Genomic DNA, 16,338 nt, shown 5'->3' with positions numbered 1-16,338 from the left:
GTGCGCTCACCCCAGTCACTTACGTCCGTAAGCACCTGGGGATTTGCGCACTTGCCGCCTTGCTGCAGCCCGAGTGATTGGGGGAATAAATTAACTAAATGATTAAAAGAGCAAATTAAGCTGCGGTAGACGACGTCTGTTGCGTCGCTGGTCGCATGTCGTGCCAGTTGGCTTCGATAAATTCAATTGCCGCAGCGCGCGTTAGCGGCCCTGCCACGTTATGCCAACCGGCGGGAACGGGAGCGAATGCTGGCCACAAACTGTATTGCTGGCGCGTGTTAAGCAGCACCAGAAATTCCAGCGCATCGTTATCAAACGGGTTTTGTTGTTCAGACATGGTGATTACCTTCAGAGGGTGAGGTTGGGGATAGAAAATCGGCCAGCAGCCAGCGACAGCCGTCGATCAGACCGCCGCGCCAGCACAGCGCATCGTGCCCTCCGGCGTAGCGGCGAAAATGTAATTCGTGGCCAGCGGCTTCCAGCACCGGAGCGATCTGCTGGTTGACGTACACCATGTCCGCCTCGCGATCGCCCACTTCCTGGAAGATCTTCAGCGTGCCCGTTGGCAATGTGCCTTGTTGCAGACGCTGCAACAGCAGGCCCGGCGCGTGATGTTCACGATTGGCGTAGTCGCGGAGATATTGCAGGTTGGGCCACCAGAATGAGCCGGATTGCGTAAGAATGCGGCCAAAGCGCTGCGGCCAGTGCAACCCGGCATACAGGGCGGCGAGTCCACCGTAGCTTTGCCCGGCCACCAACGTGCGATCGGCATCGCTGCTGAATGCCGCGTGTTGCTGAGCCAGCGGCAGTAGCTCTTGCTGCACCGCCTGCCAGAAAGTTTCATTGCACGGTAATTCCGCTTCGCGATGCTGGCTGTCGATGACATCGATAAACAGCCAGCAGGCCGGCGGCAGTTCGCCAGCGGCGGTGACCTGATCCAGCGCGCTAAAGATCGGCTGGCCGTACACCCAGTTTTGTCCGTCGAGCAGAATTGCCAGCGGGCGCTGTTCGGGCCGGTCGGTTTTACCCGTGCTGTAGATCCAAACCTTGCGCGTAACCTGGAGCAGCGTGCTGCGCCACCGCAGCGTTTGCAGCGTATCGGGCCAGGTTTCGGCGAGTCCGGCATCCAGTGCTCGCCACGCCGATTGATCCGGCGCATCCGGCATATGCGCGTTGCTCAAAGCAAAGCGACGGCTGCTGAGAAATGGCGGGGTGGGATTGAGCTTGTCGGGAATCGCCAGCGGCATCAGCGAAATCCACCATTTACGTTGCAGCGCGCGACAGGTGTCATCATCGCCACAAAATAGCGGCGGCAGCTGTTGCGCAGTGACCGGAATCAGGCTGTAACTGCCGCGCCAATCGGATTCAATCGGCGTAGACCAATGCCAGACGTTGCTGTCCCCCACGCGCGCCAAACTTTCTGGCGCTTCGCTGTGGTGATCGGTGACGCCATTAATATCGATATAAACCCGTTGCGTAGAAGAAAGTGCGGAATGACCTTGGGGATCGCGCCAAAAAAAATGCATGGAGGTTTGTCCCTGCTCATCACGTTCCACCAGCGGTGTTCCGGTGGCATAAAGCCGCTGCCACCAGCCTTCGCCGCCCACATCAGCTTGCCGCAACCATTGCGCAACGGTTCCCGCAGGCAACCAGTTTTTTGCTGTTTTTTCTGCATGCGTTAGAAACATTCTGCAATCCATCTCCACATTTTGTTCATAGTCTTTACTTAATCAAAGCTAATGCAAATGCTATTGATAACGATTTACATTTGCAATATGATTTTTCGCGCCTAAGAAACCTTCGGATTTTCAGTGGATTATTTTGTGAGAGAGGTCACGCGGGGAAATTAGGGCCGTAAATAATCGATGACAGTAATATTTCAATCCGTTACAGCCTCTGCTATTAGGCGAGGACCTCTGAATGGATTATTTCATCTACAAGGCAGTTTGAAATAGAGATGGCGACTATGTCTATTAAAGTAAGAAAATCAGCAATACCTGCTGTGGCACACCCGTTCAGATTCAATCCTGTATATCTTTCACTGGCCTCAATTTTGTTAGTGGCACCGGTGTCCGCCGAAGAGACGATTACCGTTAACGCCGAAACGCACGAAAGCGTCACCGCACCGCTACAAGGCTATGTGGCGAAAGAGAGCGCGGCAGGCACAAAAATCGCCACGCCGCTGCGCAAAACCCCGCAATCCATTTCAGTGATTACGCGTGAGCAGATGGACGATCAGGCGGCGGCATCGGTGGCGGATGCGCTAAGCTACACCAGCGGCGTGTTAACCAACTATCGCGGTAACTCCAACCGTAATGATGAGATTATTGCGCGCGGTTTCCGCTATGCGCCGAAGTTCCTTGACGGCCTGAGCTACGGTTTGTCCGGTCAGGCTGGCGCCGCGGGGCAGATCGATCCCTGGCTGCTGGAGCGCGTTGAGATGATTCATGGTCCCGCCTCGGTGCTGTACGGCCAGGTGAATCCGGGTGGCATCGTGGCGATGACCAGCAAACGCCCGACGGCGCAAAGTATTCATAAAGTGCAGCTCAGCACTGGCAATCAACATTTGGGTGAAGCGGCGTTTGATTTCGGCGGTAAGCTAAATGATGACAACACGCTGTTTTATCGCCTGAACGGTATCGCCAGCACCAAACACGAGTTCGTTAAAGATAATAAACAGCAGCGTATGGCGATTGCGCCGGCCATCACCTGGCTGCCCAACGCCGATACCAGCTTTACGCTGTTGACGCTGTATCAGAACGAGCCGAAAGCGGGCTACCGTAACTTCCTGCCGGCCAACGGAACGTTGTTCAACACCAGTGCCGGACGGATCCCTTATGACTTTAACGTCAGTGATCCGAGCTTCAACGAAGCCAAACGCGAGCAGACGTCGATTGGTTATATTTTCGAGCACAATCTGAACGATAACGTCAGCTTCACGCAGAATCTGCGCTACAGCAACATGGATGAGTCGTACAAATATCTGGTGTATACCGTTGATGCGGATAACGATCACTCGATCAACCGTCGTCCGCAGCATGACAAGATCAAGTCAAAAGAGTTGGGCCTGGATAACCAGCTGAAAGCCACCTTTGATACCGGGAATGTTGCGCACACTGTGCTTGGCGGGCTGGATTACAAGTGGAGCGACGTAGATAACAAATTGTGGCTCGACAGGGGCGATCAATACATTCTCGATTGGGCTAACCCAACGCGTATCAGCATCAACGAGAGCGATTTGACGCTGACTACCAGCACCCGCAAGAAGCTCGATCAGGTTGGTGTTTATCTGCAGGATCAGCTGGAGTGGAATCAGTGGAACCTGTTGTTGTCTGGCCGTAATGACTGGAGCGAAGTGCGTACGCAGGATCGCACCGATAACAGCGAAACCCAGCAGAATGATAACAAGTTCACCGGGCGCGCCGGTTTGCTGTATGCGTTCGATAACGGGATTTCGCCGTACATCAGCTACAGCACCTCGTTTGAACCCAACCTGAACAGCGGCGCGCCGGGCACCGATCCGTTCAAACCGACCACCGGTGAACAGACAGAAGTGGGCGTGAAGTATCAGCCGTTGGGCTGGGACGCGGTGTTTACCGTGTCCGCGTTTGATATCACGCAGAAAAACATCACCGCTTATAACAACGTCACCGGCTATAACGAGCAGATTGGTAAAGTGCGTTCAAAAGGTATTGAAACCGAAGCGCATGCGCAGATCACGCCAGAGATCAAACTGCTGGCGGCTTATACCTACACCGATGCGGTGACCAAAGAGAGCAGCATCACCGAGCGTGTTGGTCACTCGCCGTCCAGCATTCCGCGTCATGCGGCCTCGGCGTGGGGCAGTTATACCTTCCTCGATGGCGTGCTGAATGGCTTTACCCTTGGCAGCGGCGTGCGCTACACCGGCACCGCGCCAGCGGATGAAACCGGCACCAATAAGGTTCCGCATTACACGTTGTACGACGTGATGGCGAAGTATGAATTAGGCGAAGCGGCGAATTCGCTGCGCGGTACCACGCTGCAACTTAATGTGAATAACGTGGCGGACAAACACTATGTCGCCTCGTGCAGCAACACCAGCGCCTGCTTCTATGGCAGCGGTCGTTCCATTGTTGCATCGGTTAATTACAGCTGGTAATTCCGTCGGCGGTCTTACCGGCCGCCGTTTCTTTTCACATTCCGTGCGGCTGGTATGCACCTGTTACAACTCCTCACCGGTTTTAGGAAAATACTGTAATTATGAGACTGTCATCACTATTCAAGGCACGCTAAAATAATCGCTTCTCATTCAGCAAAGGTGTTTTTGTCACGATGTTATCGCGTTTCACACTGGCCACTTTGATGGCAACCTTAATGCTCACCGGCTGTGCCCGACTGGCTGCCGTTACCGGTACATCCCCTGACAGCACTGCGACGGCGGATACCTCCGCGGCTCAGCCTGCGACCGGCGCGCCAATCGAAAATAATGACACGCCAACCCCATTTGAAAGCGGCCCGACGGTGATTAATGTTTCGCATCTGGTTACGCGCACCGATGATGGTTCAACCATTTATTTAACGGTTGATGGTCAAAATGCGGGACTGTTGCAGAAGGGCGAAAAGAAAGAGATTCGTGTCGCGCCAGGTAAACACCAAATTGGCGGATACGTGCAGACGCTGTTTGGCTTTGGCAAAGTGACAATTGCTTCAGTGGATGTCACCACCGATCCTAATAGTCCGAAAAATGTTGTCTATTCGGTAACCCGCCAGAAGCCAACGTTTAGCGAAACCGACGCTACACCGCCGAATAACTCTTGAATCATGTCCGGTGCGCATCAATGCGTCATGACGGCTAATGCGGTCTTTAAAACGGTGCGCATAAATGCGCACCCTACGATGTAGGGTCGCCATTTATGGCGACCGTCATAATGACGCACAGTACACAACGCCATTTATGGCGACCGTCATAATGGACGCACAGCTCACCTCGCCATTCATAGCAGCCATTTCGCTATTCGCTGCGGCTAATACCCATGTTAATCCCCCAGAATAAAGTCTCCTGCTGTCGTTGCGCATCTCATCCACGCTACATCTGTTATTTAGATGTTAATCCGCTATGCTGTGATTCCGCTTTAAACTGGCGTGTATAGCGCGCTGATGCAGGAGAGTCGCTGTGAACCTAAGCCAGCGTGAACACATTGCCAATGTAGTTGCCCGAATCGAGAACCGTAATGCTGCCCGCGTGGTTAATCCGCAAGAGGAGGCGGTGCAGGCTTCATGGTTACGCTGTGTCAGTGAGCATGGACTGGATCCCGCTCGCCTGCAGGACGCGCGTATTCTGCCAGCACATCAACTGCTTGAGCATCGTCAGCAGTTGGATGAGCTACGTTTTGTCGCTCAGCACGGTTTGCAGACGCTTTATCAGCAGATTGCGCCCGCTGGCTATATTCTGCTGCTGGCCGATGCACAGGGCGTCGCGGTGGATTACCTCGGCGATGCCAACGCGGAGGTCAGTTTGCGGCGTGCGGGATTATTCCTCGGTTCACAATGGTCTGAAGCGTTATCAGGTACCTGTGCGGTGGGCACGGCGCTTGCCACTGGCAGCGCGATCACCGTGCATCAAACTGACCACTTCGATGCCACCCATATTCCGCTCACCTGCAGCGCGGTGCCGCTGTTTGATTCGCAAGGGGTGATGCAGGCGGTACTGGATATCTCCGCGTTAACATCGCCACAGCCGCGCAGCAGTCAGCATCTGGTGATGCAGTTGGCGCTGGGGCAGGCCCGACGGATTGAAAACGCATGGCTTTTACATCGCCATCGTCAGGACTGGATTCTCAAACTCAGTCGTACGTATGCATGGGCCGATGTACATCCTGAATACCTTCTGGCGTTTGATGTTTACGGACAGCTGGTAGGCATGAATCAGCCGGCGCGCCAGCTGTTTTCTGAGCGCGATGACCTTCTCGGGTCCCCCCTTTCAGCGCTATTCCGTACCTCTATCGATCAGCTGCCGAGTTGGTTAAATGCTTCCGATGCCCATCAGTTAGAAGACATCAGAGGCGAGCAGCGTTTCTTTGCCTGTACGCAGCCACCTGCCGCGCCGCGCATCCGATCGGCCGAGGTGAAAACGGCGCCAGCCCTGGCGGCGCTCAGCGGCGGCGATACGCAGCTTGATCGGCAATTACAGCGCGCGACGCGTTTGCTTAATACTCCGCTCAATGTGTTGGTACAAGGTGAAACCGGCAGCGGCAAAGAGTATTTTGCGCGCGCTTTCCATCAGGCCAGTTCGCGGCGGAAAGGGCCCTTTATCGCAATCAACTGTGCGGCAATTCCGGCGACATTAATTGAGAGTGAGCTGTTTGGCTATCTGCCCGGCAGCTTTTCGGGAGCCGGCAATCGCGCGCGCAGCGGGCTGATTCAGGCCGCGCACGGCGGTACGTTATTCCTTGATGAAATTGGCGATATGCCGCTGGAGATGCAAACGCGTTTGCTGCGCGTGCTGGCGGAGCAGGAAGTGCTGCCGATTGGCGCACGCCAGGCGCAGAAAGTCGATCTCCGCGTGATCTCCGCTTCTCACCATGCACTCACCGAGCGGGTGGCGCAGGGAGTATTCCGTGAGGATCTGCTGTATCGCTTACAGGGCGCGACTATCACGCTACCGCCGCTGCGCGCACGCCAGGATATTAATGGGTTGATCGACCAGATGCTAAACGGCAAGGCGTTAATCAGTGATGCTGCGCGCCAGACGCTGTGCTGTTATTCCTGGCCGGGCAATTTGCGCGAGTTACATCACGCGCTGCAATATGCCCAGGCGATGTGTGAACAGGGAATGATTCAGCGTGCAGATCTGCCTGATGCGTTACAGCTGCCGCAATCCGTCGCGCCCTTATCGCTGAGTGGCGAAGCAGAAGCGCTGCGGCGGCAACTCAACGCCGTGGGTTGGAATCAAAGCGAGGCGGCGCGTCAGCTGGGGATTAGCCGCATGACGCTGTATCGTCGAATGGGAAAATTCGGTATTAAGCGCAAAGGCGCGTAACGCCTTAATCTTTCGCTGCCTGTCCCATGGGTCGCCATTTATGGCGACCCATGGCTGGCGATTACTGCGGGGGACGAACCAGAATTTTCACCTGCTGTTTCTCTTTCACCAGCGCTTCAAATCCCTGCTCGACCAGATCGGCCAACTCAATGCGTTTAGTGACCAGTTTTTCCGCCTGGAAATAGCCCTGAACCATCAGCTCCATCACCGCCGGGAAAATATGGCGATAGGCGATGATGCCTTTCACGTTGCGCTCGGCTAGCACCACTTTATTCGGATGGAATGATGCTTCACCTTCCCAAATAGACACGATGATGGTTTCGCCTTCATAGCGGGTACTGTCGATGCACTGCTTCAGCACTACCGGTACGCCGGTGACCTCAAACGCGACATCGACGCCGCCCTTGCTCAGTTCACGGATTTTCGCTACCGCATCGTCTTTACTCGGATCGATGACTACGTTAGCGCCCAGCTCGCGCGCTTTCTCACCGCGCTGTTGCGAAAGCTCCACCACATAGATTTCGGCGGCGCCTGCCGCGCGCAGCGCTTCAATCACCAGCAAGCCAATCGGACCGGCACCAAATACAGCGGCTTTATCGCCGGCTTTCAGTTTGCTCATGCGCACGGCGTGAAGGGCCACCGCCGCCGGTTCAACCAGCGCCCCTTGCTCGTAAGAGAGTGCATCTGGCATGCGATGCACCATGTGCTCCGCTACCACGGTGAAGCTTGAGAAGCCGCCGCCGCCGCCGGATAAACCGTGGAAGCCGAGATCGCCACACAGGTTGTATTTACCTTCGCGACAGGCAGCGCATTCGCCGCAGGAAAGAATCGGCTCGACCACCACACGATCGCCCGCTTTCACTTTCGTCACGCCTGCACCCACTTCCACCACTTCGCCAGAAAACTCGTGGCCCATCACGATTGGGGCGATGTCATGGCTGATTTTGTGCGGATGGTCGACAGGTACAAAAATCGGACCGGCAAGATATTCATGCAAATCGCTGCCGCAAATACCGGTCCACGCCACTTTAATTTTAACCTTACCGGCTGAAACCTGGGGTTCTTCAATCTCATCTACGCGAATGTCGCGTGCTTTATACCAACGTGCCGCTTTCATTATTTTCTCCTTGAGTCTGGCTGTGGTTCTGTCCATTGCCACGCAGGTGGCCGGTGCAGAAGCTCAAAAGGAGAGTGCGAAAAGCGTGCCAGCCGCTAAGGGGTTAACAAGACTAATAAAATCAATAAGTAAAAATTAAGCGCGTGAGCGTGAACGGTATCAGTGTTACAGCTGTAACAGGTGCAGATGTCACAGCAGTTACAGCCGCGCTGTTATCGCGCGCAGATGCTCGCGCAGTAGGCTATGTAAGGCACGGATCGCCGGAGAAAACTGTTTACGGTGCGGGCAGATAAGGTGCAGCGGGGTACTTTCACCCGGCATCTCCGGCAGCACCATCTCCAACCTTCCTGCAAGCACATCCTCACATACATCAATCCAGGATTTATAGGCGATGCCCATGCCCGCGATGGCCCAGCGGCGGGCAACCTCCGCATCATCACACAGCATGCGGCTTTTAACCGTAATTTGCCGCCGCATGCCTTCCTGCGGGAAAGCCCATTTGTCGTAAACGTGTCCGCCCATAATAAACAGCAGGCAGTGATGATGCTGGGCAATCTCTTCCAGCCTTTGCGGGCGACCATGGCGATCGAGGTAATCGGGCGATGCCACCATCACGCGGCGATTATCCTCCGCCAGCGGCAGCGCAACGTAACTGCTGTCTTCCAGCTTGCCGTAGCGAATGGCGATATCCACCGGATCGCGAAACACATCGCTGATCTGATCGGAAAAAGCGAGCCGCACCGCCAGTGCCGGATGCGCGCGGCAGAAGCCGGTAATCAACGGCAGCAAGATGTTGCGGCCAATGTCCGAAGGCAGCGCGATTTTAAGCTCACCGCTCAGCGCATCTTCATCGCTCTGCAAACTGTCGGCTCCGGCCTGCATCAGGGCCAGCATCTCCTGCGCATAGGGCAAATACTTTTCCCCTTCCGCGGTTAAACGCAGGCTGCGCGTGGAGCGGGCGAATAAGCGGCGATCTAAATCGCGTTCCAGCCGCTGAATCGCCGCGCTCACCTGACCGGGCAATAAGTTCACCTCGCGCGCCGCGCGGGAAAAGCTACCGAGGGCGGCAGAGCGGACAAACAGCGTGACATCTTCCAGACGGATCATCTGCTTCTCAGTGAAAGGAGTAAAAACGGATTTTCACTCTAAAAGTGAAAGTGTTCACCTGCAAGGGGCATTTTTCATTGCGTAACGGCCCGTTATGCTGAATCTATCGCATGAAAACTGCTGTTAAATAAGGATCTGCCTGATGAAAGCCATTGTTTATAGCCAAAACGGTTTACCGATTTCTGATGAAAATGCGCTGTATGAACTCGACGTAGAAAAGCCATCGCCAGGCGCACGCGATCTGCTGGTAAAAATTCACGCCATCGCGGTGAACCCCGTGGATACCAAAGTGCGTGCAGGTGCGCCCACCGATAAGCCGCGCATTCTGGGCTGGGATGCGGTTGGCGTAGTGGAAGCGATTGGCGCGGATGTCACGCTGTTCCAGCCCGGTGACAACGTGTTCTACGCCGGTGATATTACCCGCGCTGGCAGCTACGCCGAATATGGGCTGGTGGACGAGCGCATCGCCGGGCATAAACCACGCTCATTGAATGATGCCGATGCCGCCGCGCTGCCGCTGACATCCCTCACGGCTTGGGAATTGCTGTTTGATCGACTGGAAGTGCAAGCTGAAGATGATGCGGCCTTACTGATTATTGGCGCGGGCGGCGGCGTCGGATCGATCCTGACGCAGCTTGCCAGCAAGCTGACCAAACTGACGGTAATTGGCACGGCATCGCGTCCGGAAACGGCGGATTGGGTGCGTAAGCTGGGGGCGCATCATGTGATTGATCACCATCGTCCGCTTGGTGAGCAGCTGGAAGCGATTGGGCATAAAGAGGTGCGCTATGTCGTTTCTTTAACCCACACCGACAGCTATTACGCGCAACTGATCGATGTCATTGCGCCGCAGGGTAAATTGGCGTTAATTGACGACCCGGAGACGCTGGATGCGGTTCCGCTGAAGCGCAAAGCTATTTCGCTGCACTGGGAATTGATGTTTACCCGCTCGCTGTTCCACACCGCTGATATGCAGCGTCAGCATGAGATTCTGCAGCGCGTGAGCCAGTTAATCGATGATAAAACCCTGCAAACCACGGCGGGAGAACATCACGGCACGATTAATGCCGCTAATTTACGCCAGGCCCACGCGCTGATTGAGAGCGGACGCGCGCGCGGCAAGATTGTGCTGAGCGGGTTTTAAGAACGCGGTCGCCATGAATGGCGACCCTACATAAAACGTTAATAATTTTAATAGGTTAAGGAGTATGCAATGACTTTGAATGATGCCGTTGCCCGTCGTCACACCGTAAAAGCCTTTGAGGGCGGTAAAAGCCTGCCGCAGGACGAAATCGAAACCCTGCTAAACGTGCTGCGCAACAGCCCATCATCGGTCAATTCACAGCCGTGGCACTTTGTGGTGGCGTCCACCGCGGCGGGCCGTGAGCAGATGGCAAAATCTACCGACGGCGCGTTCGTCTATAACAGTCCGAAAGTACTGAACGCGTCGCACGTTATCGCGCTGTGCATGCGTACCGATTTGGATGAAGCGCATCTGCAACATGTGCTGGCACAGGAAGAAGCGGACGGACGTTTTGCTAAGCCGGAGGGTAAAGCCGGGCAGGATAAGAGCCGTCGTAGCTATGTTGATATGCATCGTTACGAGCAGCGTGATGTGCCGCAGTGGATGGAAAAACAGGTTTATCTGGCGCTGGGTGGCCTGCTGCTGGGCGCCGCAATGTTAGGGATTGATGCCACTCCAATGGAAGGTTTTGACCCGCGCGCACTGGATCAGGCGCTGGGACTGCGTGAGAAAGGCTTCACCAGCGTGGTGCTGGTGTCACTAGGCTACCGCAGCGATGCGGATTTCAACGCTGCGTTGCCAAAATCACGTTTGCCGCGTGAAGAGATTTTCACCTTTATTTGACTGTCGTAGGGTGCGCATTGATGCGCACCGTTTCAACGGCTGCACTTACGCTAAGGAAATCGCAGCGTAAAGCGGTTCACGCCATGCTCGCTGCGCACCTCGCAGCTTCCCTGATGCAGGCGCATAATGCTGCGCACGATCGATAATCCCAATCCGCTGCTGCCCTGATGACGTGATGGATCGGCGCGCCAGAAGCGATCAAAGATGCGCGCCTGCTGTTCGCCACTGAGCGCGGGGCCTCGATTTTCCACTAGCAATGTCGTGCCGTGATTGAAAATTCGGATGGTGGTATGACGATCGCCATAGCGCAGCGCATTCGCAATCAGATTGGCTAGCGCGCGCTGCAGCAGGTGCGCGTCGGCATGCAGCTCGCCGTGCAGCGCCATCTCCAGTTGCATCGCCTGTTCTTCTGCCATGCCGTCAAAGTACTCCTGCAATTTCTCACCCAGCACCGCCAGATCGATGTTTTGCACATCCATTGCCTGGCTGGCATCTTCCGCTTTCGCCAAAAACAGCATGTTGTCGATCATCTTTGCCAGTCGCTCCAGCTCTTCGTAATTGGAGCCGAGCAGCGCCTGATAATCGCCGATGCTGCGCGTCTGGCTAAGTGCCACTTCGGTCTGTCCCATCAGCGTATTAATGGGCGTGCGCAGATCGTGCGCCATATCCGCTGACACCTGGCTCAACTGCTGATAACCGCTTTCAAGGCGGCTTAGCATCTGATTAAACGCCGCGACCAGCGGCTGCAGTTCTGCTGGGGCTTGATCGGGCATGCGCTGCGACAAGTGGCGCACATCAATCGCATCCGCCTGCGCCGCCAAACGTCGGAGCGGAATGAGACCGCGCCGCACCAGCCAAACGCTGATCGCCGCCACCAGCAACGCCGCCAGCGCAGTGGTGAGGACGATTTGATTGCGATAGCTGTTGAGCGTTTGCGTGCGATCGCTCATCAGGCGGCCAGTAACGATCTCGATCTGTCCGCTGCCATCGCGCGTGGGCGTTAGCGCCGCCGCCGAGATAAACGGTGTACCGTCTTCGGCAGCCAGATGATGCACCGACGCAAGCGACAACGGTTGATCTGCAGCGACCGGCGTAATGGCAGGAAGCGGACGTTGACCGGGGTTGACCACAATCAGCGGCGGCTGGCCGGGAAAACGCAGCACCAGCAGCGACTCGGTATTACCAAGCATGTTGGCGAATAAGCGGGGTTTCTGCTGGATCAGCGTCACAGCATCTTCATCGCGCAGCAGGGTGCGGATTTGATCGATACGATTGAGCAGCGCCGCATCGTCGCGCACGCCAATTTGCAGCGCCAGGGAGTGATAGAGCGCGATACCGCTGAGGGAAAAAATGACGATCACCGTCGCGCTCAACAACAGCGACAGTCGCGCGGCGAGGGAAGGTTTCTTCATGATTCGGCTTCGCAGCGATAACCGACGCCGTGCACGGTGTGAATCAGCGGCGGCTCAAACGGGCCGTCAATTTTTTGCCGCAGACGTTTCACCGCCACATCCACCACATTGGTATCACTATCAAAATTCATGTCCCACACGCGGGAAGCAATGACGGTGCGCGTCAGTACTTCGCCCGGATGCAGCATGAACAGATGCAGTAAATTGAACTCTTTGTTGGTGAGATCGATACGCTGACCGCCGCGCTCAACGCGGCGCTTTAAAATATCAAGCTGCAAATCGGCAAGCCGCAGCGTATCCGGCAGCTTTTGCTGACTGCCGCGCCGCAGTTGCGTGCGGACGCGTGCCAGTAGTTCTGCGAACGAGAAGGGTTTTACCAGATAATCATCTGCGCCTAGTTCTAGCCCTTTTATCCGATCTTCCAGCGTGCTTTTCGCGGTGAGGAAAATGACCGGCGTGTGGATTTGTTTATCCAGCGCCGCCATCACTTGCCAACCGTCCATGCCGGGCATCATAACGTCGAGTAATATCAAGTCGTAATGATGCTCCTGCGCATAGAACACGCCATCCTGACCGTTTTCCGCCACATCCACGATGAATCCCGCTTCCGTCAATCCTTTGCGCATGTAATCGCGCGCTTTGGCTTCGTCTTCAATCACCAAAATTTTCATGCGCTTCTCCGCGGGAAAGGGGATTTAGGGTTGCGCGTGCTGCGCCGCTTGTTCAATTAATTTTGCAACATCATCAGGATGCGACTGGTAAACCGAATGGCTGGCACCGGCAATTTCCACCGTGTGGCTGTGCGCGCGTTTGGCGTACATGCGCTCCAGATCGGGACTGATGATTTTGTCAGCTTTCGCCACCATGTACCAGCTAGGCTTGGTCTTCCATGCCGGGTCAGGAATGTTGGCGGTGAAAACGGCCGAATTGGTTGGCATTTGCGCATGGGCTTCAAAATCAGCCTGGGCGGCAGGCAAATCGGCAGCGAAATCGCTGTGGTAATTTTCTGGCGCGATAGTCAGATAACCGTCACTCGATTTCGCGAACGGATGCGCGCTATTGGGGAATTTTTTGCCGTTGCTGGCTTCCGTTTCGCCGTTATCCAGCGCGTGGGCGGCGATGTAGACCAGGCCCGCCACTTTATTGTCGTTACCGGCTTCACTGATGATCGCGCCGCCGTAACTGTGTCCTACTAAAATCACTGGCCCATTTTGCTGATCGATAATGCGACGCGTCGCTGTAACATCTTCCGGGAAGCCGGTCAGCGGCTCCTGCACCAGCGTCACTTTATAGCCATCGTGCGTCAACCGATCGTACACCGGACGCCAGCCTGCACCGCCAACGAAGGCGCCATGCACCAGCACAATATTGTTAATCGGTTGCGCCTGCGCTTGTGCTGCGCCGCCTGCGATAGCCAGCAGCATGCCCGCTGCGAGAGTCAGTTTGTTCATTTTCATCTTGTTAATCCTGATTGCGAAGGTTGACCTACAGGATATGAAAAGGGCGCTGACATCAGCGTGAGCGAGTTATGACAAAAGAATGACATCGACCGAAACGTGTCTGTCGATCCCGCGCAACTGATCAAGAATTTCGTGAACATCCTCTCACTTTGAATAGTTTCTGAGCGTCACTGCTTGCCAAATAGCGTTGGCTATGTAATTTATTCCATAACTTCACAAATAATCGTGAAGAAGGAAAGTACATTACAACTTGTCACGAAGGGTCCTTCCTCATGTCCGAATTAAAGTTTGCTACACGTTTGAACTCATTCGCCTCTGGGGCGCATCTTTACTGGCCAGATCTTCAGGGAAAACCTTCTGTTTTACAGATGATTGCGCGTGCAGGAAAAGTGCAGGGGCTCACGCATTTGGACCTCAACTATCCGCAGCACATCACCACGGATATCCACACCATGCGGCAGGCGATTGACGATGCCGGTTTAGCCGTTAACGGCATGCAGATGCGTTGGGATGCGCCGCAGTTCAAAATTGGTGCCTTTACCAACCCGGATGCAAAGATTCGTCGCGAAGCTATCGAGCTGACTAAGCGCGGTATCGACGCCGGTCGCGAATTCGGTTCACGTTTAATGACACTGTGGATGGGGCAGGACGGCTTCGATTACTGCTTCCAGGCTGACTATAAAAAAATGTGGGAAGACGCAGTGAGCGCGGTGCGTGAAGTGGCGGAGTATGCGCCAGATATCGACGTTAGCATCGAATACAAACCTAACGAACCGCGCGCCTACAGCATCTTCCCGAATGCCACCACTTGCCTGCTGGCGGTGGAAGAGGCTGGTTGCGCCAACCTCGGCATTACGCTGGATTTCGCCCACGTGCTGTTTGCCAACGAAATTCCGGCCTTTGCTGCGGCCATGGTGGCGCGCCGTTCGCGTTTACTTGGATTGGATCTCAACGATGGCTGGGGCAAGCGCGATGACGGTTTGATGGCCGGTTCAGTCAATCCGCGCGCCACGCTAGAGTTCCTCTGGCAGATGCAGCGTGATGGTTATCAAGGCGCGTACTACTTCGATACCTTCCCCGACGCCAGCGGTCTGGATCCGATTCGCGAAGCCGAGATCAATATTGCGACCGTTACCCGTCTGCTGAAACTGTGCGAAAAACTCAATAACAATCCGGCGCTGGAGGAGGCGATTGGTCGCCAGGATGCCGTGTCATCGCAGCAAATTGTCAATGACATCATGCTGGCTCGTTAACGAAACAACTTCAACGTCACGCGAAAACTATAAAAAGGCTAACACCATGAAAAAGCGCTTACTCTCTGTCCTTACCACCGCGTTATTGTGCTCCAGCGTTTACGCCGCCACATTGCCGCCGCTGAAATCCGATTCTGAACCCGATCGCACCGACTGGACGCAACTGGAAAGCAAGTATGGCCCGATGCCGAAAGTCGATGCCAAACTGAAAATTGGCGGCGTATCGAAAACGTTGACCAACGAATACTGGCGTTCCCTCGGCGAAGGCTATCAAAACGTCGCGAAGAAATATGGCTTCACCGTGGCGTATCAGGCAGCGGCCAATGAGGACGATCAGCTCGGTCAGCTGTCGATTGCTGAAACGCTGATCGCGCAGGGATTTAATGGCCTGCTGGTCTCGCCGCAAACCGATATCAACCTCGAACCGGCGCTGGAGAGTGCCAGCAGTAAAGGCATTCCGGTGGTGAACGTTAACGATGCTGTGGTGCCCAGTGCGCAGTATTACGTGGGCAACGTGCAGAAAGATAACGGGGCACGCGTGGCAAAATGGTTTATCCAGCACCATCCGCAAGGCGGCAAAGTGGCGGTGATTGAAGGCCAGCCGGGCGTCTATGCTGCGGGCCAGCGCACCGCCGGTTTCAAGGAGACGCTGCAGGCTAATGGCAAATTCAACATTGTGGCCAGCGTGCCCGCCAACTGGAGCCGCGAGCAGGCGTTCAACGCGGCCTCAACCATTCTGCAGCAGCATCCCGATTTGATCGGTTTCTATGCCAACAACGACACCATGGCCTTAGGCGTCGTTGAAGCGGTGAGCGCGCAGAATAAAACCAAACAAACCGCAGTGTTCGGTACTGATGGCATTTCAGATGCGTATGCCTCCATCAAACGCGGTGAATTGACCGGTACGGTGGATAGCTTCCCGGTGCTGACCGGCGAAGTGGCGACAGAAGTGATCCTGCGCCTGATCGCTGGCCAAAAACTGTCGCGCGTGGTGACTACGCCGCAGGCGCTGATCACCAAAGATAACGCCGAGGCGTTTTCGACCAAAGACAACGACAAACTGCGTCAGCTGCTGGCTCAGCAATAAAACAGGCGGAGAGC

Annotated in this window: 14 protein-coding genes; 7 read left to right on the top strand and 7 right to left on the bottom strand. The window is 55.3% G+C overall.

Annotation, left to right across the window (positions count from 1 at the left end; translation table 11 throughout):
- Nucleotides 1-115: 115 nt before the first annotated feature.
- Both AC07WB_RS21955 and fes read right to left on the bottom strand, forming a co-directional pair.
- Nucleotides 116-337, bottom strand: a complete 222-nt coding sequence (locus tag AC07WB_RS21955) for an MbtH family protein (protein WP_097098052.1) — start codon at nucleotides 335-337, stop codon at nucleotides 116-118.
- Nucleotides 330-1,688 carry an enterochelin esterase gene (fes, locus tag AC07WB_RS21950; protein ID WP_400457537.1) on the bottom strand — a complete coding sequence of 453 codons (1,359 nt, stop codon included), beginning with the start codon at nucleotides 1,686-1,688 and terminating at the stop codon, nucleotides 330-332. Before fes ends, AC07WB_RS21955 begins: the two co-directional genes overlap by 8 nt.
- Before the next feature lie 278 nt (nucleotides 1,689-1,966).
- On the opposite strand from fes, the gene AC07WB_RS21945 reads away from it, so the two are divergent.
- From AC07WB_RS21945 to AC07WB_RS21935, 3 genes are all read left to right on the top strand, one after another.
- Nucleotides 1,967-4,141, top strand: a complete 2,175-nt coding sequence (locus tag AC07WB_RS21945; protein ID WP_400457539.1) for a TonB-dependent siderophore receptor — start codon at nucleotides 1,967-1,969, stop codon at nucleotides 4,139-4,141.
- 173 nt (nucleotides 4,142-4,314) lie between these two features.
- Nucleotides 4,315-4,800: a hypothetical protein gene (locus AC07WB_RS21940; RefSeq protein ID WP_097098049.1), complete on the top strand. Its 486-nt coding sequence runs from the start codon at nucleotides 4,315-4,317 to the stop codon at nucleotides 4,798-4,800.
- A 355-nt stretch (nucleotides 4,801-5,155) separates the two neighbouring features.
- Nucleotides 5,156-7,021 (top strand): sigma-54-dependent Fis family transcriptional regulator, encoded by a 1,866-nt coding sequence (locus AC07WB_RS21935; RefSeq protein ID WP_494941334.1) that lies wholly within the window; start codon nucleotides 5,156-5,158, stop codon nucleotides 7,019-7,021.
- A gap of 61 nt (nucleotides 7,022-7,082) precedes the next feature.
- On the opposite strand, the gene AC07WB_RS21930 is transcribed toward AC07WB_RS21935, so the two are convergent.
- Both AC07WB_RS21930 and AC07WB_RS21925 read right to left on the bottom strand, forming a co-directional pair.
- The gene (locus tag AC07WB_RS21930) at nucleotides 7,083-8,138 is read right to left on the bottom strand and encodes a 2,3-butanediol dehydrogenase (RefSeq protein ID WP_400457543.1); all 1,056 of its coding nucleotides are present in this window, start codon (nucleotides 8,136-8,138) and stop codon (nucleotides 7,083-7,085) included.
- A 198-nt stretch (nucleotides 8,139-8,336) separates the two neighbouring features.
- Nucleotides 8,337-9,245 carry a LysR family transcriptional regulator gene (locus AC07WB_RS21925; RefSeq protein ID WP_494941333.1) on the bottom strand — a complete coding sequence of 303 codons (909 nt, stop codon included), beginning with the start codon at nucleotides 9,243-9,245 and terminating at the stop codon, nucleotides 8,337-8,339.
- A gap of 142 nt (nucleotides 9,246-9,387) precedes the next feature.
- On the opposite strand from AC07WB_RS21925, the gene AC07WB_RS21920 reads away from it, so the two are divergent.
- Both AC07WB_RS21920 and nfsB read left to right on the top strand, forming a co-directional pair.
- Nucleotides 9,388-10,389 (top strand): zinc-binding alcohol dehydrogenase family protein, encoded by a 1,002-nt coding sequence (locus AC07WB_RS21920; RefSeq protein ID WP_345830545.1) that lies wholly within the window; start codon nucleotides 9,388-9,390, stop codon nucleotides 10,387-10,389.
- A gap of 69 nt (nucleotides 10,390-10,458) precedes the next feature.
- Nucleotides 10,459-11,112, top strand: coding sequence for an oxygen-insensitive NAD(P)H nitroreductase (nfsB, locus tag AC07WB_RS21915; RefSeq protein WP_097098036.1), 654 nt, complete (start codon nucleotides 10,459-10,461; stop codon nucleotides 11,110-11,112).
- 50 nt (nucleotides 11,113-11,162) lie between these two features.
- Here the strand turns inward: nfsB and AC07WB_RS21910 are convergent, their stop codons facing one another.
- From AC07WB_RS21910 to AC07WB_RS21900, 3 genes are read right to left on the bottom strand one after another with little or no spacing between them, the layout of a single operon-like run.
- The gene (locus AC07WB_RS21910; RefSeq protein WP_494941332.1) at nucleotides 11,163-12,524 is read right to left on the bottom strand and encodes a heavy metal sensor histidine kinase; all 1,362 of its coding nucleotides are present in this window, start codon (nucleotides 12,522-12,524) and stop codon (nucleotides 11,163-11,165) included.
- Nucleotides 12,521-13,195 carry a heavy metal response regulator transcription factor gene (locus AC07WB_RS21905; protein WP_345830551.1) on the bottom strand — a complete coding sequence of 225 codons (675 nt, stop codon included), beginning with the start codon at nucleotides 13,193-13,195 and terminating at the stop codon, nucleotides 12,521-12,523. The genes AC07WB_RS21910 and AC07WB_RS21905 overlap by 4 nt, the downstream gene beginning before the upstream one ends.
- A gap of 24 nt (nucleotides 13,196-13,219) precedes the next feature.
- Complete coding sequence (locus tag AC07WB_RS21900) at nucleotides 13,220-13,981, bottom strand: alpha/beta hydrolase (protein WP_345830552.1); 762 nt, start codon at nucleotides 13,979-13,981, stop codon at nucleotides 13,220-13,222.
- Between the two features lie 275 nt (nucleotides 13,982-14,256).
- Here AC07WB_RS21900 and AC07WB_RS21895 point away from each other — a divergent pair, with 275 nt between their 5' ends.
- On the top strand, nucleotides 14,257-15,237 hold the full coding sequence (locus AC07WB_RS21895; protein ID WP_097098032.1) for a TIM barrel protein: 981 nt from the start codon (nucleotides 14,257-14,259) through the stop codon (nucleotides 15,235-15,237).
- A gap of 46 nt (nucleotides 15,238-15,283) precedes the next feature.
- The gene (locus tag AC07WB_RS21890; protein ID WP_345830554.1) at nucleotides 15,284-16,324 is read left to right on the top strand and encodes a sugar ABC transporter substrate-binding protein; all 1,041 of its coding nucleotides are present in this window, start codon (nucleotides 15,284-15,286) and stop codon (nucleotides 16,322-16,324) included.
- The last annotated feature ends 14 nt before the right edge of the window (nucleotides 16,325-16,338 follow it).

The sequence above is a fragment of the Pantoea sp. GW821-FHT03E06 genome, assembly GCF_059420725.1.
The sequence above is the reverse complement of the archived record's forward strand: the minus strand, read 5'-3'. Positions and strand labels throughout refer to the sequence as shown.